Annotated in this window: 20 protein-coding genes; 11 read left to right on the forward strand and 9 right to left on the reverse strand. The window is 71.4% G+C overall.

The genetic code is table 11. From position 1 onward, the window contains the following. Window positions 1-4 precede the first annotated feature (4 nt). Window positions 5-1510 (forward strand): GGDEF domain-containing protein, encoded by a 1506-nt coding sequence (locus tag RIN75_RS13615; RefSeq protein WP_309112248.1) that lies wholly within the window; start codon window positions 5-7, stop codon window positions 1508-1510. On the opposite strand, the gene RIN75_RS13620 is transcribed toward RIN75_RS13615, so the two are convergent. The 5 genes from RIN75_RS13620 to RIN75_RS13640 form a co-directional block, all read right to left on the reverse strand. Then, window positions 1497-1769: a DUF6692 family protein gene (locus tag RIN75_RS13620; RefSeq protein WP_309112249.1), complete on the reverse strand. Its 273-nt coding sequence runs from the start codon at window positions 1767-1769 to the stop codon at window positions 1497-1499. The genes RIN75_RS13615 and RIN75_RS13620 overlap by 14 nt on opposite strands. Window positions 1770-1818: 49 nt before the next feature. Continuing rightward, window positions 1819-2595 (reverse strand): cyclase family protein, encoded by a 777-nt coding sequence (locus RIN75_RS13625; RefSeq protein WP_309112250.1) that lies wholly within the window; start codon window positions 2593-2595, stop codon window positions 1819-1821. Window positions 2596-2683: 88 nt separating this feature from the next. Further along, the gene (locus RIN75_RS13630) at window positions 2684-3781 is read right to left on the reverse strand and encodes a zinc-binding dehydrogenase (RefSeq protein WP_309112251.1); all 1098 of its coding nucleotides are present in this window, start codon (window positions 3779-3781) and stop codon (window positions 2684-2686) included. Continuing rightward, entirely contained in the window at window positions 3778-4194 is a 417-nt protein-coding gene (locus RIN75_RS13635; protein WP_309112252.1) for a thioesterase family protein, read from the reverse strand. Before RIN75_RS13635 ends, RIN75_RS13630 begins: the two co-directional genes overlap by 4 nt. A gap of 9 nt (window positions 4195-4203) precedes the next feature. Then, entirely contained in the window at window positions 4204-6678 is a 2475-nt protein-coding gene (locus RIN75_RS13640; protein WP_309112253.1) for a LuxR C-terminal-related transcriptional regulator, read from the reverse strand. A 184-nt stretch (window positions 6679-6862) separates the two neighbouring features. Between RIN75_RS13640 and RIN75_RS13645 the strand changes: the two genes are divergently transcribed. The 7 genes from RIN75_RS13645 (at window position 6863) to ispG (ending at window position 15860) form a co-directional block, all read left to right on the forward strand. Next, the gene (locus tag RIN75_RS13645) at window positions 6863-7702 is read left to right on the forward strand and encodes an alpha/beta hydrolase family protein (RefSeq protein ID WP_375295952.1); all 840 of its coding nucleotides are present in this window, start codon (window positions 6863-6865) and stop codon (window positions 7700-7702) included. Between the two features lie 375 nt (window positions 7703-8077). Then, window positions 8078-9484 (forward strand): family 2B encapsulin nanocompartment shell protein, encoded by a 1407-nt coding sequence (locus RIN75_RS13650; RefSeq protein WP_309112255.1) that lies wholly within the window; start codon window positions 8078-8080, stop codon window positions 9482-9484. Window positions 9485-9511: 27 nt separating this feature from the next. Next, entirely contained in the window at window positions 9512-10921 is a 1410-nt protein-coding gene (locus RIN75_RS13655) for a family 2B encapsulin nanocompartment shell protein (protein WP_309112256.1), read from the forward strand. A 117-nt stretch (window positions 10922-11038) separates the two neighbouring features. Continuing rightward, window positions 11039-12079, forward strand: coding sequence for a family 2 encapsulin nanocompartment cargo protein polyprenyl transferase (locus tag RIN75_RS13660; protein ID WP_309112257.1), 1041 nt, complete (start codon window positions 11039-11041; stop codon window positions 12077-12079). A gap of 12 nt (window positions 12080-12091) precedes the next feature. Further along, window positions 12092-13018 (forward strand): 4-hydroxy-3-methylbut-2-enyl diphosphate reductase, encoded by a 927-nt coding sequence (gene ispH, locus RIN75_RS13665; RefSeq protein WP_309112258.1) that lies wholly within the window; start codon window positions 12092-12094, stop codon window positions 13016-13018. Further along, complete coding sequence (locus RIN75_RS13670; protein WP_309112259.1) at window positions 13015-14745, forward strand: 1-deoxy-D-xylulose-5-phosphate synthase; 1731 nt, start codon at window positions 13015-13017, stop codon at window positions 14743-14745. Before ispH ends, RIN75_RS13670 begins: the two co-directional genes overlap by 4 nt. After that, a complete protein-coding gene (gene ispG / locus RIN75_RS13675) occupies window positions 14742-15860 on the forward strand; it encodes a flavodoxin-dependent (E)-4-hydroxy-3-methylbut-2-enyl-diphosphate synthase (RefSeq protein WP_309112260.1) in 1119 nt (372 codons plus the stop codon). Before RIN75_RS13670 ends, ispG begins: the two co-directional genes overlap by 4 nt. 562 nt (window positions 15861-16422) lie before the next feature. Here the strand turns inward: ispG and RIN75_RS13680 are convergent. Beyond that, window positions 16423-18960: an ABC transporter permease gene (locus tag RIN75_RS13680; RefSeq protein ID WP_309112261.1), complete on the reverse strand. Its 2538-nt coding sequence runs from the start codon at window positions 18958-18960 to the stop codon at window positions 16423-16425. A 2-nt stretch (window positions 18961-18962) separates the two neighbouring features. Next, on the reverse strand, window positions 18963-19718 hold the full coding sequence (locus RIN75_RS13685; protein WP_309112262.1) for an ABC transporter ATP-binding protein: 756 nt from the start codon (window positions 19716-19718) through the stop codon (window positions 18963-18965). Between the two features lie 415 nt (window positions 19719-20133). Between RIN75_RS13685 and RIN75_RS13690 the strand changes: the two genes are divergently transcribed. Next, on the forward strand, window positions 20134-20478 hold the full coding sequence (locus RIN75_RS13690; RefSeq protein ID WP_309112263.1) for a DUF742 domain-containing protein: 345 nt from the start codon (window positions 20134-20136) through the stop codon (window positions 20476-20478). An 85-nt stretch (window positions 20479-20563) separates the two neighbouring features. Here RIN75_RS13690 and RIN75_RS13695 read toward each other — a convergent pair whose 3' ends face one another. Next, window positions 20564-21304, reverse strand: coding sequence for a zf-HC2 domain-containing protein (locus RIN75_RS13695; RefSeq protein WP_309112264.1), 741 nt, complete (start codon window positions 21302-21304; stop codon window positions 20564-20566). Between the two features lie 5 nt (window positions 21305-21309). Then, window positions 21310-21873: a sigma-70 family RNA polymerase sigma factor gene (locus RIN75_RS13700; protein WP_309112265.1), complete on the reverse strand. Its 564-nt coding sequence runs from the start codon at window positions 21871-21873 to the stop codon at window positions 21310-21312. Window positions 21874-22050: 177 nt separating this feature from the next. Here RIN75_RS13700 and RIN75_RS13705 point away from each other — a divergent pair, with 177 nt between their 5' ends. Beyond that, a complete protein-coding gene (locus RIN75_RS13705; RefSeq protein ID WP_309112266.1) occupies window positions 22051-22620 on the forward strand; it encodes a hypothetical protein in 570 nt (189 codons plus the stop codon). A gap of 10 nt (window positions 22621-22630) precedes the next feature. Then, window positions 22631-23386 (forward strand): DUF4142 domain-containing protein, encoded by a 756-nt coding sequence (locus tag RIN75_RS13710; protein WP_309112267.1) that lies wholly within the window; start codon window positions 22631-22633, stop codon window positions 23384-23386. The last annotated feature ends 51 nt before the right edge of the window (window positions 23387-23437 follow it).

The following is a 23437-nucleotide window of genomic DNA, read 5'->3' on the forward strand; positions in this document are numbered from 1 at the left end:
GCCGGTGCACGGGACACGGCGGTTCGGCGTCACGGCGGCGTTGGTGCTCGTCTCGGCTGCCGCCGCCTCCCTGGCGGCGAGCTTCGACGTGGTCACCGGTCAGGCCGCGGTCGCGTTGGACGACCTCGCGCAGTTGGCCACCGGGTTGTTCGCCACGGGTGCGTGCTGGTTCTCGGCCCGGCGGACGTCCGGGCCGGACCGGGTGTGGCGGGTGCTGATGGGGTTCGGGATGCTCGGCTGGTCGGTCGGGCAGTCCCTGTGGACCTGGTACCAGCTCGTCGAGGAACGCGCGGTGCCCTCGCCGTCGCCGGCCGACGCCGGGTACCTGAGCATCGTGCCGTTCGCGTTCGCCGCGTTGCTGGTGATCGGCAGCCACCGCCGCTCGGGCACGCCGGACGCCCTGCTCGACCACCGGTCCCGCTACGCCCGCCTGGTGCTGCTGCTCGACGGCGTGATCGTGACCGGCTCGCTGTTCGTGCTCACCTGGACGACCTCGCTGGGCGGCCTGGTCGAGGCGGGCAACCCGAGCACGGCGGCGTTCCTGGTCGCCATCGCCTACCCGGTGACCGACCTGGTCCTGCTGGTGATCGTGCTGGTGCTGGCGGCGGACCGGAAGGTCGTGCTCAAACCCCAGCTCCACCTGCTGGGCCTGGGCATCGTGGGGCTCGCCGCGTCGGACAGCGCGTTCGCCTACCTGGTCAGCATCCAGGCGCCGGAGGTGCCGCCGCTGGCCAACGCGGGTTTCGTGATCGGTCCGGCGCTGATCGCGTTGGCCGCGCTCGTCCCGCCCATGCCGCACGCGGCGCCCAAGCACATCGCCCGTGCCTGGCAATGGGCCTACCTGCTGATGCCGTACCTGCCGCTGCTGGTGTGCAGCGCGATCGTGTTGCGGCGCACGCTGATCGGTGACCTCGAACCGGCGGACGCGGTGGAGATCGGGTGCGGCTTCACGGTGTTCGTCGCGGTGATGCTGCGGCAGCTCACGACCATCGTGGAGAACACGCGGCTGGCGGCGATGCTTCGGGAGTCCGAACGCGACTTGGCGCACGAGGCCCACCACGACGCCCTGACCGGACTGGCCAACCGCGCGCTGTTCGAACGCCGGCTGGACGAAGCCATGGCCGCGCACCACGAGGGTGTCCCCTTCGGACTGCTCTTCGTGGACTTGGACGACTTCAAAGCGGTCAACGACGAGTCGGGCCACGCGCACGGTGACGCGGTGCTGGGACGGGTCGCGCAACGCCTGCGCGAGTGCGTCCGCGACACCGACGTGGTCGCACGCCTGGGCGGCGACGAGTTCGGCGTGCTCGTGCAAGGCGTGGAAGAGCCGGAGAAGGTCGCCTTCCGCGTCCTCGACGCGCTCAGCGAGGTGATCAGCGCCAGCGTGGGCGTGGTGATCTGCGCCGATCCCGACCCCGAGGACACCGCCCAGTCCGTCCTCCAGCGCGCCGACAAGGCGATGTACGAGGCCAAAAGGGACGGTGGGCGGGGCCTGGTCATCCACCCGTGATGCGCGCGGCCAACTCCTCCGCTTCGGCGGGCGTGAACCGGCCGGTGATCTGCACGCCGCCGCCGGTGCTCACCTCCACGACGGTCGGCGCGGCCACCACGGTCGTGTTGAACACGAGCGCGACCTGGCAGCCGACGTGCCGGCTGGTGAGGTCGGCCCACCGCACGCCGCCGGGGATGGTGAAGCCGACGTCGACCACCTCACCCGACGCCTCCGCCCGTTCGACGTGCTCACGGGTCAGCTCAGCCGGCCCCGGCACGCGGTCGTGCAGCCGGTCAGCAGCAGCGGCGGGATCGCCGCGAGGGCTCTCACCGCTTGGGCACGAACGCGTAGACGCTGGCCGGGGAACCGGAGCCGCGCCGGTTGATCGTGCCGCCGACCAGGACGTGCGCGCCGGTCTCGGGCAGCTTCGCCAGGTTCGCCAGCACTTCCAGGCTGATCCGGTGCTCCCGGTACAGCAGCTTGGACACCGAGTAGGACGTGTCGGTCGCCGGCTCCGGGCTGAACGTGTCGGTGCCCAGCGCACCCCGCCGCCCCAGCCGCCCGGTGTCCACCAGCCACCGCACGGCGGCCAGCGAGAACCCGGGCTGGTGCATCTGCCCGGCCGAGTCGTAGTTGTAGAACGCCGGGGTGCCCCAGCGGTCCTCCCACCCCGTCCACAGCACGACCGCCGCCTCGTTGGGGATGCGGCCGTGCCGCTTCTCCCACCGCTGGAGGTCGGCGACGGTCACCTGGTAGTCGGCGTCCCGCTGGGCCTGCTCCCGCACGTCGACCTTCACGGCGGGCAGGAACAGGTCCTCGGCGTCCAACTCGTCGGCGTAGGGCTGGTCGTCGTTGAAGTGCGCGGGCGCGCCCCAGTGGGTGCCGGTGTGCTCGCCCTGCTGCGCGTACTGGAGGTAGAAGCCGTCCTCGGGCACGGTCGTGACCGTGGTCAGGGTGAACTCCGGGTCGCCCGGGTAGACGTTGGTCCGCGCGGGGTCGTTGACGTGCGCCAGGTTCACCAGCCTGTAGTCGCCCAGCCCGCGCGGCGCGGCGGTCGCCGACCCCGCGCCCGCCACGGCCATGCCGCCCACTGTCGAAACCACACCCGCGAGCATCGACCGCCTGCGCACCGCCGACCACTCCCCTGCCCGCTAGATCACCCGATTCGGGCAACTTTAACGGCAGCGTTGATCACAGGACGACGACCTGCCGGACGGCATCCCCTGCCGCCAAACGGGTGAACCCGGCGTTGACCTCGTCCAGCGCGAGCCGCCCGGACAGCAGTCCGTCCACGGGCAACCTGCCCGCCCGGTACAGGTCGACGAACCGCGGCACGTCCCGGCGCGGCACGCACGAACCCAGGTAGCTGCCCTTCAACGTCCGCTCCTCGGCGACCAGGCTCAGCGCGGGCAGCGTCACCGTGCGGTCCGGGTGCGGCAACCCCACCGTCACCGTGGTGCCGCCCGCCGCCGTCGCCAGGTAAGCCTGTTCCAGCACGGCCGCCACGCCGGTGGTGTCGATGACCTTGTCCGCGCCGCCGCCGGTCAGGTCCCGCACCGCCGTCACCGCGTCCGGCCCGCCCGCCGCGTCGTGCGTCGCGCCCAACGTCCGCGCCAGCGCCCGCTTGTGCTCCACCACATCGACGGCGACCACTTGGGACGCTCCCGCCGCGACCGCGCCGAGCACGGCGGCCAACCCGACGCCGCCCAGCCCGAACACCGCGACCCGGTCCCCCGGCACGACCTGCGCGCTGTAGAACGCCGCACCCGTGCCGGTCAGCACCGCGCACCCGAACAGCGCCGCGACGTCCAGCGGCAGGTCGGGGTCCACCAGGGTCGCGGACTTCTCCGACACCACCGTGTACTCGGCGAACCCGGACACGCCCAGGTGGTGGTTGGGCCGCGTCCCGTCGGGCAGCCGCCACCGCCGCGCGCCGCCCAGCAGCGTGCCCTCCCGGTTGGCCGCCGCACCGGGCTCGCACAGCGCCTGCCGCCCGGACACGCACCGCCGGCACGCCCCGCACGCGGGCACGAAGGACAGCACCACGTGGTCGCCCACCGCGAACTCCGCGCCCGGCCCGGTCTCCACGACCTCGCCCGCGGCCTCGTGCCCCAGCACCATCGGCAACGGCCGCAGCCGCGAGCCGTCGATCACCGACAGGTCCGAGTGGCACAACCCGGTCGCGCGCACCCGCACCAGCAGCTCGCCCGGCCCCGGCGGGTCCAGCTCCAACTCCTCGATGGACAGCGGCCCGCCGACCGCCGTGAGCACCGCGCCCCGGGACTTCACGCGACCACCAGCCCTTCCATCGCGGCCCGCAGGTGCGCGGGGATCTCCACCGGCTTGCGCGACTCCCGGTCCACGAACACGTGCACGAAATGCCCTTCGGCCACCACGTCGTCGCGGTCCTCGGGGTAGAAGCCGACCTCGTAGCGCACGCTGGACCGGCCCAGGTGCCCGACGCGCAGACCCGCGTCCACCGCCTCCGGGAAGGAGATGGCGGACTTGTAGTTGCAGTGGGACTCCACGCACAGACCGATCGCGGGGCCGTGGTGGATGTCCAGCCCGGCCTTCTCGATCAGCCACGTGTTGATCACGGTGTCCATGAACGCGTAGTGCACGACGTTGTTCACGTGCCCGTACACGTCGTTGTCGGCCCACCTCGTGGGTATCCGCTGCCAGTGCCGGTAGTCCGCGCGCACCCGACCTCCCTATCCGATCATCCTGGTCAGCTCCACCCGCGACCGCACGCCCAGCCTGGTGAACATGTTGCGCAGGTGGTGTTCCACCGTGCGGTGGCTGAGGAACAGGCGCGCGGCGATCTCCCGGTTGGTCGCGCCCTCGGCGACCAGGCGGGCGATGCGGGCCTGCTGCGGGGTGAGGTCGGCGGCCTGGCCGACCGGGGCGGTGGTCTCGCCGGCGGCGCGCAGCTCGGCGCGGGCGCGGTCGACCCAGTGGTCCGCCTCGTAGGACTGGAAGATCTTCAGCGCGTCGCGCAGGAGTTCCCGCGCCGCACGGGGTTTGCGGGTGCGGCGCAGGCGGTGCCCGTACAGCAGTTCGGTGCGGGCCAGTTCCATCGCGGTGCCGCTCTCGCGGTGCAGCCGGATCGCCTCGCGGAAGTGCTCGTCGGAGCGGGGCCCCTCGGACAGCAGGCCGTGGCAGCGGTGGGACAACGCCATGCGCGCCGGGCAGTTCGTGGCGCCGGCCCACTTCTCGAACCGTTGGAGCGCTCTGTCCGCTGTGGACGGTCGACCGCACCCCACGGCGGCTTCGACGACCTGCGGCGCGGCCATCACCCTGATGCCCGCGTGGACGCCCGTGGCCTTGAGCCGGAGGCGGTCCAGCGCGTCGGCCGGGCGGTCCAGGGCGAGGTCGACGCAGGCGAACGCCCACGCGCCGAACGTGCCGGACCGGCCCAGGCCGCGGCGGACGATCTGCTCGTTGGCGGCGTCGATGTTGTGCAGGGCGGTGTCGGTGTCGCCGCGGAAGGCCGCGAGCAGGGCGAGGATCGTCAGGTGGTCCACCACGGCGTTGTGCTGGCCCAGCGCGGTGGCCGCGTGCGCGCCCTCTGTGGCGGCGGACAGCGCCACCGCGTGCTGGTCGAGCAGCAGCGCGGACAGCGCCCGGTAGACCAGCGCCCACGACACCAGGGCGGTGAGACCGGACTCGCGGGCGGCGGTGACCGCGCCCGCGGCCAGTTCGTGGGCGCGGGCGGCGTCGCCGAGGACGTAAGCGGCCTGCGCGCCCCAGATGCCCGCCTGCGGGTGCGGGACCCGGTCGGCCAGCTCGACCACGGACCGCAGGTGCGGCAGGGCCTGCTCGTGCCGGCCCGCGAAGGTGGCCGACATGCCGACCAGGTGGTCGAGGGTGATCCGGGTGGCGGGCGGCTCGTCGGGTGCGCGGACGCGCTCGGCGAACGCGGCGATGTCGGCGTGCCGCTGGTGGTCCCCGGCGATGCTGGCCGCCTCGCCCGCGAAGCCCAGGGCGGCGATCGCGAGGGCGCGCCGGGTGCCGACCAGGCCTTCGGCGGCGCGGACCAGCCGGCGGGCGGCGACGTCGGGCAGGCCGTCGCCGAGGTCGATGCCGCCGCGGACGAGGTCGGTGAGCGCGCGGAGGTCGGGGTCGTCGGTGAGCCGTTCGGCCACGCGCAGGACGGCGCGGGACCGGTGTGCCGCGCCCATCGCCCAGTGGTCGGCGGCAGCGGAGACCAGCCGGTGCGCTTTGAGGCCGGGATCGCCGGTGAGGGCCGCCGCCCGGTCATGATCACGGGCGGCGGACACGTGGTCGCCACGCAACCGGGCTCGCTGCGCCGCCTCGAAGAGCTGGTCCGCAAACGCCTCGGCAGCAGGGCGATCGGCTAGGCGATCGGCGGCGGGCTGATCGGCGGGACGGCCGGTGTTCGGGTCGCGGGCCGCGGCCGGGGTGGTGGCGGCATGGTGCCAGGTGCGGCGCGGTCCGGGTGGCAGGGCGGCGGCCAGGGCCTGGTGTGCCTCATAGCGCGCGGTGGGCGGCAACTCGGTGCGCAAAGTCGAGCGGATCAGCCGCCGAGGATCGAGCAGTTCGCCCGCCTCCTCCACCGCGCGCGGGTCGACGCCCAGAACCAGGAGCGCGTCGGCGTCGACCTCCTCGTCCACCGCAGCCATCGCCACCGCCCGCACCGCCTCCGCGCTCAAGGCGTCCAGGCGCGCCCGCAGACGGGTCCGCAACGCGCTGTCCGAAGGCAGGGTGGTCGGCGCGGGCGCGGTGCCGCCCAACTCCGCCGAGGTCAACGCATCGGCCAGCTCCACCAGGGCCAACGGGTTCCCGCAGGCCAGGTCCACCAGGTCCGCCGCGAGTTCGGCGGGCAGCCCCGGTCGCCGGTCGTGCAGCACGCGCAGGCTCGCCGCCCGGTCCAGCGGGTCCAACGTCACGCCGGGCAGCCCGTGCGGCGGCCCCTCGGTCGCGATGAACACCGCCGCCCGGGTGCCCTCGACCTCCCGCGCCAACGCCAACAGGTCGGTCAGGTCGTCGCACTCGTGGGCGTCGTCCACGCACAGCGCCGCGGGGTACGAGGCGGCGTGGGCCAGCAGCGCGGACTTGCCCGACCCGGGCTCGCCGCGCAGCACCAGCACGCCGCCCCGGCCGGCCCGGGCACGGTCGAGCACCGCGTCTACGGCGACGCGCTGCCGATCACGTCCGTGCAGCACCGGGCCAGTCTCGCCGGACGCCGCCGCCGGGCGGAAGACCTGCGGCGAAAATTATCTACCAGCGTTAGTTTTCGGCGTGCACACCGGTGGTTCCACCGATGCGCGCCCGGCCCCGGCCGGAGCAGGGTCGAGGCGTCCGTTTCCCTGCGCAAGCGAGGTGTACAGCGACGTGCAACTCCGCAGACTGATCCCCGCGGTCGCCCTGCTCCTGACCGCGGCGACCCCCACCGCCCAGGCCGCCGAGAACCCCTACGAACGGGGCCCGGCGCCGACCAACTCCAGCATCGAGGCCGTCCGCGGCCCGTTCGCCACCGCGTCGACCTCGGTGTCGTCACTGGCGGTGACCGGCTTCGGCGGCGGCACCATCTACTACCCGACCAGCACCGCCGAGGGCACCTTCGGCGCGGTGGCGATCTCGCCCGGGTTCACCGGGACGCAGTCGAGCATCTCCTGGCTCGGCCCACGCTTGGCGTCCCAGGGCTTCGTGGTGTTCACCATCGACACCAACTCCATCTACGACCAGCCCGACAGCCGCGCGTCGCAACTGCTGGCCGCGCTGGACCACCTGACCCAGCGCAGCACGGTCCGCACGCGCATCGACGCCACCCGGCTCGGCGTCATGGGCCACTCCATGGGCGGCGGCGGCACCCTGCGGGCCGCCGAGACCCGGCCGGCGCTCCAGGCGGCGATCCCGCTGACCGGCTGGCACACCGACAAGACCTGGGGCAGCGTCCGGGTGCCGACCCTGGTCATCGGCGCGGAGAACGACTCCATCGCCCCGGTGTCCTCGCACTCCGAGCCGTTCTACACCAGCCTGCCGTCCACGTTGGACAAGGCGTACCTGGAGCTGAACAGCGCGGACCACTTCGCGCCCAACACCTCCAACACCACGATCGCGAAGTACAGCATCTCCTGGCTCAAGCGGTTCATCGACAACGACACCCGCTACGAGCAGTTCCTGTGCCCGGCACCGGGCCGCAGCACCTTGATCGAGGAGTACCGGGACACCTGCCCGCACTCCTGATCCACTGCTCCGCGCTGCCGCAGCCGTCCCCACCGGGGCGGCTGCGGCGTTTGGCGTGCGCCCTATGGCTGATTTTCGGACCGCACATTTGCGGTGAACCCACCGCACGGACACTTCCGGCACCCGTCAACAGCACCTTCGAGTGAATTCCGCCGGAGCGAAAGAGTTACACATTCCACGTGAAAACGAATATGACTCCAACGCCGACGAAAATCACCCGATAATACTTGCCGACGCCACTACCTGCACCCGGTGTACACGCAGCGCAGCCGCATAGCACTATGGGAGGTCGCCGTATCGGCCCCTTCCGGACGCCTATTCGGCGTCACTACCGTCAATCCGGCCCAATGAACAAATCCGATTGGCGGTGTACTGGTGACTGTGACCGATTCCGAACTGGACGTCGAGCAGCCACGGCTAAGCCTCGGCACAGCGGCGGCCCGGAACCTGGCGACCACCACCAAGTCCGTTCCGCAGATGCAGGGCATCACCTCCCGGTGGCTGCTCAAAGTCCTCCCCTGGGTGGAAGCCTCCGGTGGCGCCTACCGGGTCAACCGCCGGCTGACCTTCGCCGTCGGCGACGGGCGGCTCACCTTCACCAACATCGGCGCGGACGTCGACGTGGTCCCGCAGGAGCTGTGCGAGCTGCCCTACCTGCGCGGCTTCGAGGACGTCGAGGCGCTCGCCGCGCTCGCCGAGCGGTTCCAGCAGCACGAGTACCAGCCCGGCGACGTGATCGTCGAGCGCGGCCGGCCGCGGGACCAGGTGTGGCTGATCGCCCACGGCAAGGTCAACAAGATCGGCCGGGGCGAGTACGGCGACCAGACCGTGCTGGGCGTGCTGGCCAACGGCGAGTACTTCGGCGCCGAGGTCCTGGCCGGGCCGCAGGGCGAGTGGGAGTTCACCGCCAAGGCCGTCACGCCGGTCATCGCGCTCTCGCTGAGCTGGGAAGACTTCGAGCGGATGAACGGCAACGCGGGCGGTCTGCGCGCGCACATCCAGCGCCTGTCCGCGCCCGGCGCGCGCAAGCAGAACCGCCACGGCGAGGCCGAGATCGACATCGCGTCCGGCCACGACGGCGAGCCCGACCTGCCCGGCACGTACGTGGACTACGAGCTCAAGCCCCGCGAGCTGGAGCTGAGCGTCGCGCAGACCGTGCTGCGCGTGCACAGCCGCGTCGCCGACCTCTACAACCACCCGATGGACCAGGTCGAGCAGCAGTTGCGGTTGACCATCGAGGCGCTGCGCGAGCGCCAGGAGTACGAGATGGTCAACAACCGGGACTTCGGCCTGCTCAACGCCGCCGACCTGCGCAACCGCATCCCGACCCGCAACGGCCCGCCCACCCCGGACGACCTCGACGAGCTGCTCGCCGTGGTGTGGAAGCAGCCGACGGCGTTCCTGGCCCACCCGCGGGTGATCGCGGCGATCGGGCGGGAGTTCAACAAGCGCGGCATCAACCCCGACGCCGTGGACCTCGGCGGGCACCGCGTGCCCGCGTGGCGCGGCGTGCCGATCCTGCCGTGCAGCAAGATCGAGATCAGCAAGCACCGCACCAGCTCGGTGATGCTGCTGCGCGCCGGCGAGAACAACCAGGGCGTCATCGGCCTGCACCAGACCGGCCTGCCCGACGAGTACCAGCCGGGCCTGAACGTGCGGTTCATGGGCATCAGCGACAAGGCGATCATCTCCTACCTCGTCAGCACGTACTACTCGGCGGCGATCCTCGTGCCGGACGCCCTGGGTGTGCTGGAGCACGTGGAAATCGGCCGCGAAGACTAGTCCCCACGACGAGATTGGGTACCTGACGTGACCGTGACAGACCCCGGCCTCAGCGCGGAAGAGGCCGAGCAGCAGCGGCAGAGCCTCAGCACCAGAGCGGCGCGGAACCTGGCCAGCACGACCAAGTCCGTGCCGCAGATGCAGGGCATCTCCCCCCGGTGGCTGCTGCGCAAGCTGCCCTGGGTGCAGACCCAGGCCGGCACGTACCGGGTCAACCGGCGGCTCACCTACGCCGTCGGTGACGGGCGGGTGACGTTCACCAGCACCGGCGCGGACATCCGGGTCATCCCGCAGGAGCTGCGGGAGCTGCCCGGCCTGCGCGACTTCGACGACGAGTCGGTCCTGGCGGCGCTGGCCGACCGGTTCGAGCAGCACGAGTACCAGCCCGGCGACATCATCGTCGAGGTGGGCCGCCCGGCCGACGAGATCTACCTCATCGCGCACGGCAAGGTCAGCCGGGTCGGGCGCGGCGAGTACGGCGACGAGCACAAGCTCGACACGCTGGCCAACGGCGAGTACTTCGGCGCCGAGGTGCTCGCCGGCCAGGAGATCCAGTGGGAGTTCACCGCGAAGGCGGTGACCCCGGTGATCGTGCTGCGGCTGCCGCTGCGCGCGGTGCGGCAGCTCAACGGGCACGCCGAAGCGCTGCGCACGCACCTGGAGAACTTCGCGCGGGGCCGGTCCAAGCCGCAGAACAAGCACGGCGAGGCGGCGATCGACATCGCGTCGGGCCACGAGGGCGAGCCGGACCTGCCGGCCACGTTCGTGGACTACGAGCTGCACCCGCGCGAGTACGAGCTGAGCGTCGCCCAGACCGTGCTGCGGGTGCACACGCGCGTGTCCGACCTCTACAACCACCCGATGAACCAGACCGAGCAGCAGTTGCGGTTGACCGTCGAGGCCCTGCGCGAGCGGCAGGAGTTCGAGATGGTCAACAACAAGGAGTTCGGTCTCCTGCACAACGCCGACCTCAAGCAGCGCATCCACACCCGGAGCGGCCCGCCGACCCCGGACGACATGGACGACCTGCTGTCCAGGCGCCGCAAGACGGCGTTCTTCCTGGCCCACCCCCGGACGATCGCCGCGTTCGGGCGCGAGGCGTCCAAGCGGGGCCTGTACCCCGGGACCGCGCTGGTGGACGACACGCACGTCTCGACGTGGCGCGGTGTGCCGATCCTGCCGTGCGACAAGATCCCGATCACCGAGCACGGCACCAGCTCGATCATCGCCATGCGCGTGGGCGAGGACGACAACGGCGTGATCGGCCTGCACCAGACCGGCATCCCCGACGAGTTCCAGCCGAGTCTGAACGTGCGGTTCATGGGCATCGACGAGAAGGGCATCATCTCCTACCTGGTCAGCGCGTACTACTCGGTCGCCGTCCTGGTGCCCGACGCGCTGGGCGTGCTGGAGCACGTCGAGATCGGCCGCTACTAGCGCACAGCCCCGGTGCCGGCGGCCGGGTGCGGCGCACCCGGCCGCCCGGTCACTCCCGCGCCCCCAACAGTCCTTTGTGGACTGCCGGGAGCTTCCCCCGAACACGGAGCGGAGTCCATGACCGACCTGGACGCGACCCCTGCGCGCCGGTCCGCGCGCGAAGTGCTGAGCTGGAGCCGCGCCGGGGTGGACCCCGCGCTGCGCACGGCGGTGGACCGGCTGCCCGACTCGATGCGCGCCATCGCGGGCTACCACTTCGGGTGGTGGGACGAGCACGGCCACCCGACCGGCGCGGACCCCGGCAAGGCGATCCGACCGGCGTTCGCCCTGCTGGCCGCGCAGGCCGTGGGCGGCGCGGCGGCGACCGCGCTGCCCGCGGCGGTGGCCGTGGAGCTGGTGCACAACTTCTCCCTGCTGCACGACGACGTGATGGACGGCGACACCACCCGGCGGCACCGGCCGACGGCGTGGAGCACGTTCGGCGTGAACGCGGCGATCCTGGCCGGCGACGCGCTGCTGACCATGGCGCTGGACGTGCTCGCGGGCAGCGGGCACCCGTCGGCGGCGCGCGCGATCCGGGTGCTGTCCGACGCCACCCAGCGGCTCAACGACGGCCAGGCCGCCGACCTCGCGTTCGAGGAGCGCGGTGACGTGCAGGTCGGCGAGTGCGTGCGGATGGCCGAGAACAAGACCGCGGCGCTGATCGGCGCGTCGTGCGCGGTCGGCGCGCTGTTCGGCGACGGGCGGCCCGACCAGGTCGAGCAGCTGCGCTCGTTCGGCGAGCTGGTGGGCCTGGCGTTCCAGTTCACCGACGACCTGCTGGGCATCTGGGGCGACCCGGCGGTGACCGGCAAACCGGTGTACTCCGACCTGCACAACCGGAAGAAGTCCCTGCCCGTGGTGGCCGCGCTGGCCGCCGAGACGGCCGACGCGCGCGAGCTGGACGCGCTCTACCACTCCGACGCGCAGCTGACCCCCGCCGAGCTGGAACGCGCGGCTGAGCTGATCGAGGCCACCGGCGCCCGCGCGTGGAGCCTGTCCCAGGCCGAGGACCTGCTGGCGCGGGCGCGGGTCCACCTGCGGGCCGCCGAACCCGACGAGCGCGCCGAAGCGGAGCTGGACGCCCTGGCGCGCCTGGCCACCCGTCGAGACCACTGAAGGAGCACACCGATGGTCCTGCCCGTGGTGCTGCTCGCGTCGCCCCGGTCGTTCTGCGCCGGGGTCGAGCGGGCGATCGAGATCGTGGAGCGGTTGCTGGCGCAGCGCGGCGGGCCGATCCACGTGCGCAAGCAGATCGTGCACAACACCCACGTCGTGGCCGAGCTGGAGGCGCGCGGGGCGGTGTTCGTCGACGAGCTGGACGCGGTGCCCGACGGCGCGACCGTCGTGTTCTCCGCGCACGGCGTGTCCCCGGCGGTGCGCGCGGAGGCGGCGCGGCGCGGCCTGGACGTGGTGGACGCGACCTGCCCCCTGGTGACCAAGGTGCACGCCGAGGCGCGCCGGTTCCTGGCCCGCGGCGACACCGTCGTGCTGATCGGGCACGCTGGGCACGAGGAGGTCGACGGCACGCTGGGCGAGGACCCGGAGCGGATCGTGCTGGTGGAGAGCGCCGCCGACGTCGCCGCGCTGGAGGTGCCCGACCCCGACCGGGTGTCCTACCTGACCCAGACCACGCTGGCCGTGGACGAGACGACCGAGGTGGTCGCGGCGCTGAAGGCGAGGTTCCCGGCGCTGAAGGGGCCGGCGTCGGACGACATCTGCTACGCCACCACCAACCGGCAGGACGCGGTGCGCGAGATCGCGGGCGAGGCGGACCTGGTGCTGGTGGTGGGGTCGGCGAACTCGTCGAACTCGGTGCGGCTGGTGGAACTGGCCCGCCGGCAGGGCGTCCCGGCGCACCTGGTGGACGACGTGTCCGACATCCGGCCCGAGTGGCTGGAGGACGTCCGGGTGGTGGGGCTGTCCGCGGGCGCGTCGGCCCCGCCGCGGCTGGTGGACGAGGTGATCGAGGCGCTGGGCGCGTGGGACGTGCAGGTGCGCGAGACCGCCCGGGAGACGATCACGTTCACCCTGCCGACCGCGGTGAGGACACGATGACCCTGCTGGAGGCCATCGCCGGGCCGCGGGACGTGCGCGCGCTGCCGTCCTCGGCGCTGCCGGTGCTGGCGGGTGAGATCCGGCGGTTCCTGATCGAGCGGGTGTCGCGGGCGGGCGGGCACCTGGGGCCGAACCTGGGGGCGGTGGAGCTGACCATCGCGGTGCACCGGGTGTTCGACTCGCCGCACGACGTGCTGCTGTTCGACACCGGGCACCAGGCGTACGTGCACAAGGTGCTGACCGGTCGGGCGGCGGAGTTCGAGACGCTGCGCAAGGCCGGTGGGCTGTCGGGCTACCCCTCGGCGGCCGAGTCGCCGCACGACGTCATCGAGAACTCGCACGCTTCCACTGGACTGTCCTATGCGGACGGTGTGGCGAAAGCGCTGCGGTTGAAGGGTTCTTCGCGGCGAGTGGTGGCCGTGGTGGGTGACGGCGCGCTGACCGGCGGGATGGCGTGGGAGGCGTTGAACAACCTCGCGTTGTTGGAGCACCCGGTGGTGGTCGTGCTCAACGACAACGGCCGGTCGTACGCGCCGACCCGGGGCGGGTTGGCGGCGCACCTGGCTTCCCTGCGCGGTGGGCGTCGGCCGACGGTGTTCGAGGAGCTGGGGCTGGGTTATCTCGGGCCGGTCGACGGCCACGACCCCGTCGAGTTGGAAAACGCTTTTCTGGAGGTGGCGTCGTACGGGCGGCCCGTGGTGGTGCACTGCGTGACCCGCAAGGGCAAGGGCTACCCGCCCGCCGAGGAGGACCCGGCCGACTGCCTGCACGCGGTGTCGGCGGCCGGGTCGGGCGGGCGTGCGACGTGGACCGACGTGTTCGGGGCGGAGATCGCCCTGCTGGGCGCCGAGCGGCCGGACCTGGTGTGCCTGACCGCCGCCATGCAGGGGCCGACCGGCTTGGACGCGTTCGCCGCGCGGTTCCCGACGCGGGTGTTCGACGTCGGGATCGCCGAGCAGCACGCGGTGACGTCGGCGGCGGGCTTGGCGATGGCCGGCTTGCACCCCGTGGTGGCGGTGTACTCGACTTTCTTGTCGCGGGCGTTCGACCAGGTCTTGCTGGATGTCGCGCTGCACCGGCTGCCGGTGACGTTCGTGCTGGACCGCGCCGGGGTGACCGGTCCGGACGGCCCCAGCCACCACGGCATGTGGGACGCGTCCCTGCTGCCGGTCGTGCCGGGCCTGCGACTGGCCGCGCCGCGGGACGCTTCGCGGTTGCGGGAGTTGCTGCGGGAGGCCGTGGCGGTGGCGGACGGGCCGACCGCGTTGCGGTACCCGAAGGCGTCGGTCGGTCCGGACATCCCGGCGCTGCGCCGGGAGGGCAAGGTCGACGTGCTCCGGTACGAGCCGGAGGCGGTGGGTTTGCTGATCGCGGTCGGCCCGATGGCTGAGGCCTGTCTTTCGTCAGCTGAGGAGTTGGCCGATCACGGCGTGCCGGTGACGGTCGTGGACCCGCGCTGGATCGCCCCCTTGGACCCGTCCCTGGTCAACCTGGCCGCCGAACACCGCTTGGTGCTGGCCGTCGAGGACACCTCGGCGGTGGGTGCGTTGGGCGGTCGGCTGGCGCAAGCGCTCGCGGTGGTCGGCGCGCCCACGCGGGTCGGGACGTTCGCCCTCCCGTCGAGCTTCCTGCCGCACGGCAGCCGCGCGGAGATCCTGCGGGCACACGGCCTCGACGCGGCCGGCATCACCACGACCGTCCTCAAGCGACTCAAGGAGCACAGTTGACCACGTTGCCGCTCGCACCCCCGGTGCGCCGCCGCCGGCCGTCCCGCAAGCTGCTCGTCGGCAACGTGCCGGTGGGCGGGGACGCCCCGGTCAGCGTCCAGTCCATGACCACCACACCGACCGCCGACGTCGAGGCCACCCTGCGCCAGATCGCGGAGTTGACGGCGGCGGGCTGCGAGATCGTCCGGGTCGCCGTGCCGTCCCAGGACGACGCCGACGCTTTGCCTGCCATTGCTGCGAAGTCGCCGATCCCGGTGATCGCCGACATCCACTTCCAGCCCCGGTACGTGTTCGCCGCCATCGACGCCGGTTGCGCGGGGGTGCGGGTGAACCCGGGGAACATCCGGGCGTTCGACGACCGGGTGGGCGAGATCGCTGCGGCGGCGGGCGCGGCGCGGGTGCCGATCCGCATCGGTGTCAACGCTGGGTCGTTGGACCAGCGGCTGTACCGGAAGTACGGCGGGGCGACGCCGGAGGCGCTGGTGGAGTCGGCGCTGTGGGAGTGTTCGCTGTTCGAGGAGCACGGGTTCACGGACTTGAAGCTGTCGGTGAAGCACCACGACCCGATGGTGATGGTTTCGGCGTACCGGCAGTTGGCGCAGGCGTGCGATTACCCGTTGCACTTGGGGGTGACGGAGGCGGGGCCGTTGGTGCAGGGGACGGTCAAGTCGTCGGTGGCGTTCGCGTTGCTGCTGGCGGAGGGCATCGGGGACACGATTCGGGTGTCTCTGTCCGCGCCTCCCGTGGAGGAGGTGAAGGTCGGCTCGCAGATCTTGGCGGCGTTGGGGTTGCGGCCGCGGAAGTTGGAGGTTGTTTCGTGTCCGTCTTGTGGGCGGGCGCAGGTGGATGTTTATCGGTTGGCGGACCAGGTGAGTGCGGCGTTCGAGGACTTCCCGTTCCCGCTGCGCGTGGCGGTGATGGGTTGTGTGGTGAATGGGCCTGGTGAGGCTCGGGAGGCGGATCTGGGGGTGTCGTCCGGGAACGGGAAGGGGCAGATCTTCGTGCGGGGGGAGGTGGTGCGGACGGTCGCGGAGTCGCAGATCGTCGAGGCGCTGTTGGAGGAGGCCCTGAAACTGGAACCAGCCCGAGCCCCGGTTTCCGCACGTTCCACCTGAAGGCAGAGGCGCTCCTGCCGCATCCGCCGATACTGCCGGCCACTAATGCGGCCAAATGTCGTACCCCAGTGGGACAATGGTGACCGGGGGCCGGAGGCCAGCCCCCACCGGTGACCGGGGGCCGGAGGCCAGCGCCCACCCCCACAAGCACACCACTCCCGCCGTCCACCGCCGCTGCCCACCACCGGCCGCCTCCCCGCACCCGCCGCCCACAGCCAGCCGCCCACACCACCACTGGCTGCGCTCACCACCGCCAGCCGCTCTCCGCCTTCGCTGCCCACGGCTAGCCTTCTCCACCTCGACCGCGGCTTCTTACCGCTGGCCGCCTCCACCGCCGCAGCCTTCGCCCCTGGCCGCCGTTGCCTCCGAGCGGCTGCGGCAGTGGAGAGCGGCATGCGGCAGCCGAGAGCGGCATGCGGCGGCTGCGGCAGCCGAGAGCGGCATGCGGCGGCGGGTGTGGCCTCCGGCCCCCGGTCACCATTGTCCCACCGGGGTACGACAAACTACGGCGAACGCCCCGCCGAAGAAGTCCGGCGGGGCGTTTCGGTCGGGCTCGAACCGTCTACTCGTACGAGATCGCCTGCAGCACGTTCAACCTCGCCGCCCGAATCGCCGGCAGGATCGCGGCCACCACGCCGATCACCGCCGCGATCAGCAGATAACTACCCATCTGCGCCCACGGAATCCCCAGATCCGTGAACCCCTCGTCCTTCAGCGCCCGAACCGCCCCAACCCCCAGAGCCGTCCCGACGCCCAACCCCAACAACGCACCGAACACCGAGATCACCACCGACTCGACGGTGATCATCCGCATCACCTGAGCCCGCCGCATCCCGATCGCCCGCAGCAACCCCAGCTCCCGCGTCCGCTCGATCACCGACAGCGCCAAAGTGTTGATCACCCCGAGCACCGCGATCAAGATCGCCAGCGCCAGCAAGATCTGGATCATCAGCAACACCGTGTCCAACTGCGACGCCTGCTGCTTCACGAACGCACTGCGGTCCTGCACCGTGATCTCCGGGTTGTCCGCGAACAACGGCTCGACGCGCTTCTGCACGTCCTGCACCGCCACCCCCGGCGACACCTGCACGAACGCATTGCTCAACTGCTCCACCCGGAACTGCTTCGCCGCCCCCTCCGGCAGCACGATCGCGTTCACCAGCACGTTGTTCTTCGCGTACACCAACGCCACCGCGTACGTCCGCGCCTCGCCCTTGGTCGTCTGCACGGACACCGTGCTGCCCTGCTTCACACCAAGCGCCGCAGCGGAGTCCTCGTCCAACGCCAGCGTCCCGTCCGCCAACTCCGCGAACGCACCCTCCTTGGCGGACAAGCCGAACTGCTTCTGCATCACCGGCACATCGGTCACCGCGATGCCGAACTGGGGCTTGCCGTCCACCAGGATCCGGTCCGAGTACCAGCCGAACGAAGAGTCCACACCGGACAGTCGCGCCACCTCGTCCAACCGCCCCGGCTGGAAAGTCGCATCCCCACCCGGACCGCTCGCCTCGCCGGACACGATCAGGTCCGACTTCACCTGCCCCTCGGCGACCTTCGTGATGCTCGTCGTCGCCGACGTCAGGACCACACTCACACCCGTGATCAGCGCGATCCCGACCATCAGAGCCGCCGCGGTGATCGCGGTGCGGCGGGGGTTGCGGGCGGAGTTGCGGCGGCCCAGAGTGCCGGGCATCGACCACGACAAGAGCTTGCCGATCACCGACACGACCGGGCGGCTGATCAGCGGGGTCAGCAGGGCCACGCCGATGAACGACACCAGCAGACCCGACATGATGAACCACAACGCACCCTCGGCGAACCCGTACCACAGCAAGCCGCCGCCGGCCGCGGTCAGCGCGGTACCCGCGATGGTCGGACGGGTCAACGGCCGGTCGGGGGTGGCGGCTTCGCGCATCGCGGCCACAGGCGGGATGCGCGACGCGCGCAACGCCGGCAACACGGCCGCCAGCACCGTCACGACGATGCCGACCGCGAACGCCGAGATCACCGCGCTCAGCGGCACCGAGATGCCCTCCAGCCGCAGGCTGCCACCGCCCACCGTGCTGAAGATGTTCGCCAGCAACGCCCCCACGCCGATGCCCGCGCCCAACCCCACGACGGACGCGATCAACCCGATGACCACGGCCTCCAGCACGACCGTGCCGATCATCTGCCGCTGGCTCGCGCCCATCGCCCGCAGCAGCGCCAACTCCCGCGTGCGCTGCGCGACGATGATGGAGAACGTGTTGAGGATGATGAAGACGCCGACGAACAGCGCGATCCCCGCGAACCCGAGCAGGACGTAGTTGAAGAACGACAGCCCCTCGCCGACCTGGTCGGCGGAGTCCTTGCTGAGCTGCTCCCCCGTCTTCACCTGGTACGCGTCGCCCAGCTTGTCCTGGACGCGTTGCCGCAGCACGTCCTCCGCCACGCCCGGCGCCGCCTGCACGGTGATCCCGCTGTACGCGCCGGGCTGGCCGAGCAGCAGCCGCTGCGCGGTGGCCTCGGTGAACGCCGTGGTCAGCTCGCCGCCCAGCGAGTCGCGGTTGCCGGGGTAGCCGAAGATGCCCGCGACGGTGAAGGTCTTCTTGGGCTCCAGGGTGATCAGGGAGATCTGCTCCCCCACCGAGAACCCGCCGGTCTTGGCCAGGTAGGCGCTGATGGCCACCTCGTCGTCGCGCACGGGCGCGCGGCCCTCGCGCAACTGCTCCTGCCCGCCGTCGCGCCAGGCGGTGCCCAGCCGGGGCGCGCCGGAGGTGGTGAGCACCTTGCCGTTCTCGCCGATGGGCCGCGCGGACCCCACCACGTCGCCGACGACCCGGCCGGCGCCCTCGACCGACTTGACCTTCGCCAGGTCGTCACCGGTCAGCGTGCCCGCCAGGGCCTGGTCCGGGTCGTCGGAGCCGACCTTGGGCTTGACCGCGACCTGCACGTCCACGTCGGAGTAGATCGTGGTGAACAGGCTCTTGAACGACCGGTCCAGGGTGTCGGTCAGGACGAACGAGCCGGACACGAACATCACGCCCAGCACCACGGCCAGCCCGGACAGGACCAGCCGCAGCTTCCGCGACAGGACGCTCTTGAGCGTCGCCTTCAACATCGCTACACCACGACCAGTTCGTCGCCGTCGAGGTGCTTCATTGTCTCCAGCACGGCGTCCGCGGTCGGCTGGTGCAGTTCGCGCACGATCCGGCCGTCGGCCAGGAAGATGACGCGGTCGGCGTAGGACGCGGCGTTCGGGTCGTGCGTGACCATGACGACCGTCTGGCCGAACTCGCGCGCCGACCGCTGGAGGAACCCGAGCACCTCCGCGCCGGACCGGGAGTCGAGGTTGCCGGTCGGCTCGTCGGCGAAGACCACCTCAGGCCGCGACACCAGCGCGCGGGCGCACGCCACGCGCTGCTGCTGGCCGCCGGAGAGCTGGGTGGGCCGGTGGCTGAGCCGGTCGCGCAGGCCGACCGTGTCGACCACGGTGTCGAACCAGGCCCGGTCGACCTTGCGGCCGCCGATGGCCGGCGGCAGGGTGATGTTCTCCTCGGCGGTCAGCGTGGGCAGCAGGTTGAACTGCTGGAAGATGAAGCCCACCTTGGTGCGCCGCAGGTCGGTGAGACCCTTGTCGCGCAGGCCGTTGACCTTCGTGTCGCCGATCCACACGTCACCGGAGTCGATGGTGTCCAGGCCCGCCAGGCAGTGCATGAGCGTCGACTTGCCCGAGCCCGAAGGCCCCATGATCGCGGTGAACCGCCCCCGTTCGAAGTCGACGCTGACCCCGCCCAACGCGGTGACCGCGGCTTCACCGGTCCCGTAGGACTTCCACACGTCCACCGCCCGCGCGGCGGACTCCGTCTTGCCCGTCACCAGATCCTCCACAGCCCCTCATGACGGCGCGCGCCGTCCCCGCGCCAATCGTCCACGGGCAGGGCTGAGAGCGGCTCCGGTGTGAACCCTGAACCGTTCTCAGGGAGATCCCCGGGCCGAACATCAAACCTTCGTCAACAAGTGTTGTGAGACCGCTCTACGTGCTCCTAGCGTGCCGGTCGTGACCTCCAACGCGACGCCCATCGGCTGACGACCGATCATCCCACCGTTAGCAGGCCGGTTCAGACACACTTGGGAGGCAAGAGAACACACACCGTGGCGGCGACACGCGATCTTTCCCACATGCCGGGAAAACCGAGACAGCGGGCACTGTCGGGGTTAAGTTCTGGCACCGTCAGCGACCCTGACCGCGCATGTGGACAAGATCGTGAGCCGACCGCTTGAGGAGCCGGTGGTGTCAACCTTCCGGGTGCGCCCCTACACCAGGACCGGCGGGCGGACGCGCTCGACGACGACACTGGCCATCGAGACCATCGTCTCCACCAACGACCGGGTCGACCGCGACGCCCTGACGTCCACGGCGGAACACCGGGCGATCAGCGACCTGTGCCGGCACCCGCACTCGGTGGCCGAGGTGGCCGCCCGGCTCCGGTTGCCGTTGGGCGTGGTGCGCGTGCTGCTGGCGGACATGTCCGCGATGAGCCTGATCAACGTGCACGAGCAGGTGGGCGCCGCCCAGGACGGGCGCCCGACGCTGGAACTGATGGAACGAGTCCTCATGGGACTGCGCCGCATCTGACGCCCGCCGGATCCGACGCCCGCCAGGTCTGACGCCCGCCAGGTCTGACGCCGGGCAGCCCGCCCGATTGGTCCAGACTGGACGGTCAGCCCGCGGTGGGCAGGCGGACCAGGGTCGCGCCCTCCTTGGTGTCGCGCACCATGAACTCCGAGATCTCGTGCCACTTCATGCCGACCGAGGCGTTGAGCCGCACCGGGTCCTTGTCCTTGTCCGGACCGGTCGACCCCACCTGCCACGAACCCACGACCATCGTCTCACCGCCCCGGCCCCGCGCCACCAGTTCGCACCGCGTGGGACCCTTGGCGCCCTTGACTTCCAGCACCACGGCCGTGCCCCACGGTTCGGGTGTCGCATTGATCCGCGCCCACACGCCGGTGGACGGGTCGGTCCGGGTGACGGTGCCGGAGACGTCGGACTTCGCCACCGCGCTCGGCCCCGGCACCGTCGACGACGTTTGAGCCGCGAGGTCGTCGCCCGACGACCCCGACGACAGGCCGACCGCCACCACGGCGGTCAGCGCCACCAGCAACACGGCCGCGGCGGCGGCCAGGAGCACCGTGTTGCGGCGGCGACGAGCCCGGTCCTCGGACACGGAGTCCAGCATCGCGCGCACCGACCGGCCGTCCGGTCGTTCGCCCGCGGCTCCGCGCAGCATGCCGTTCGCGTCGGCTTCGTCCAGCAGGTCCGGCAGCACGGCGAAATCGCGCAGGTCCAACGCGCACCGGCGGCATTGGGCCAGGTGGTTCTCGAAGGCGTCTACCTCGTCCTCGTCGAGGATGCCAAGGACGTACGCCGCCACGTCGACGTGGTCCGGACGCGAAGTCACCGAAGTCAGCCCCGATCCTGCAACGCCCGCCGCAGGGCGCGAAGTGCGTAGTAGACCCTGGACTTCACCGTGCCCGGCGGAACCCCGAGCACCGCTGCGGCTTCCCCGACGGTCCGATCCCTCAAGTACGTCTCGAGAATAGCCTCCCGGTGCTCCTCCGTCAGTCCGTTCATCGCCTCTGCCACCACTATCGCCGCCAGGGTGCGGTCCGCTTCGTCCCGCACCGGGGCCTCGTCGGACGGCGTCAACTCCGACTCCTGCGGTCGGACGCTGCGCTTGCGGCGGTCGTCGATGACCAGCCGCCGGGCGACGGTGAACAGCCAGGAGCGGAGCAGGACCGGGTCCCGTTCCAGCTTCTCGGCGTTGCGCCACGCCCGCACCAGCGTCTCCTGCACGATGTCCTCTGCCCACTGCCGGTCACTGCCCGTCAACCGCATGGCATGCCCGAGCAGCGCGCTGCCGAACTCCTGGTAGAGCCTGCGGATCAGCTCGTCTTCCAGGCTGAGGTCCGGCCAAGCGTGTTCTCTTGGGGGTTGAGTGCTGCGTCTGTGCCGCGCCACGCCGAGCATCCAAGCGCGCCAACCGGTTCCACGTCGAGGGTTTCGGGTGAGAAAAAGTCGCCGATCTGTTTTTGAACCGTCACCGCATCGTGTCCGTACTCCCCGGTATCCGCTTCGAAGGCACAGCCGGAACACCGGACTGCTGGTCCCTTCGGCGGAATCCGCCAGCAGGAGAAAGGACGAACGATGCGCGGTCGACGTTTCCGGGTGGCACGGCGCGCCGTTCCGGCCGCCGCGGCGTTGCTGCTGGTCAGCGCCTGTGGCGCGACCGGCACGGGTGCCGGTGGCGGTCAGGACGGCGCGGTCGGCGCCGGCTCTGGCACGACGACTCTCCAGCAACAGCCCGAATTCAGCAAGGAGCCGCACCAGATGCTGTCGGCGACCGAGTCGAAGCAGGTGGGCTGGTTCGTCGCGGACGCCGGCGGGTTCGCCCTGTACCGGTACGACAAGGACACCGCGAAACCACCGAAGTCCAATTGCGACGGGGATTGCGCGAAGACCTGGCCGCCGGTGCTGGTCGGCGAGCACACCATGACGTCCGGTGTGGACCCGACGACGGTCGGCTCGGTGACCCGCGCGGACGGCAAGAAGCAGGTCACGATCGCCGGCTGGCCCCTCTACCGGTACACCGGCGACAAGAAGGCCGGGGACATCACCGGCCAGGGCAAGGGCGGCACGTGGTTCGCCGTCACCCCCGAGGGCAAGAAGGCGCAGGCCAACGACGGCGCCGCGCCCGCGCCGGGCGACGGCTACTGAGGGAAGACCCATGTCAGCCAAGCGATTCGCGGCACTCGTGCTGGCCGCGCAACTCCTGCTCGCCCCGGCGCTGACCGGCACGGCCACCGCCGACGACCCGCCCGCGTCGGGCGCGATCACGCAGACCCCGCTGGGGCCGATCACCGAACTGGACAAGGAACTGCTGGTCAAGGTGCGCCTCGCGGGCCTGTGGGAGATGCCCATGGGCGAGGAGGCGCAGACCCGGGCGGGCAGCCAGCGGGTCAAGGAAGTCGGCGCGCAGCTCATGAGCGACCACACGTTCCTCGACGAACGGGTGGTGCGGTTGGCCGGGCAGATGGGCGTGCCGATCCCGGACGAGGCCAACGCCGACCAGCAGTCCTGGATGGCCGAGATGCGCTCGCGCACCGGCGCGGCGTTCGACGAGTCGTTCGCCAACCGGCTGCGCGCGGCGCACGGGTCGATCTTCCCGGCCATCGGGCAGATCCGGGCGGTGACCCGCAACGAGGCCATCCGGCAGTTCGCCCAGGTGTGCAACCAGATCGTGCTCAAGCACATGACCCTGTTGGAGAGCACCAACATGGTCACCGAGATGGGGCTGTCCAAGCCGGTGCGCGCCGGCGGCGCGGCCCCCGTGCAGGGGGCGGTGAACGCCGACCCGCAGCGCACCGCCCAGGTCGGCGCGACCGGCCCCGACCCCGTGACCGTCCTGCTCATCTGCCTGGTGGGCGCGGTGGTGACCATCGCGATCCTGCGCCTGCTGCGGCCCAAGGCCGACGTGAAGTGAAAGGAGGTTGTCACCGGAAAGCACACCCCATCGCACCGGAGAAGTTCACAC

The organism is Saccharothrix sp., from assembly GCF_031180885.1.
Lineage (GTDB): Bacteria > Actinomycetota > Actinomycetes > Mycobacteriales > Pseudonocardiaceae > Actinosynnema.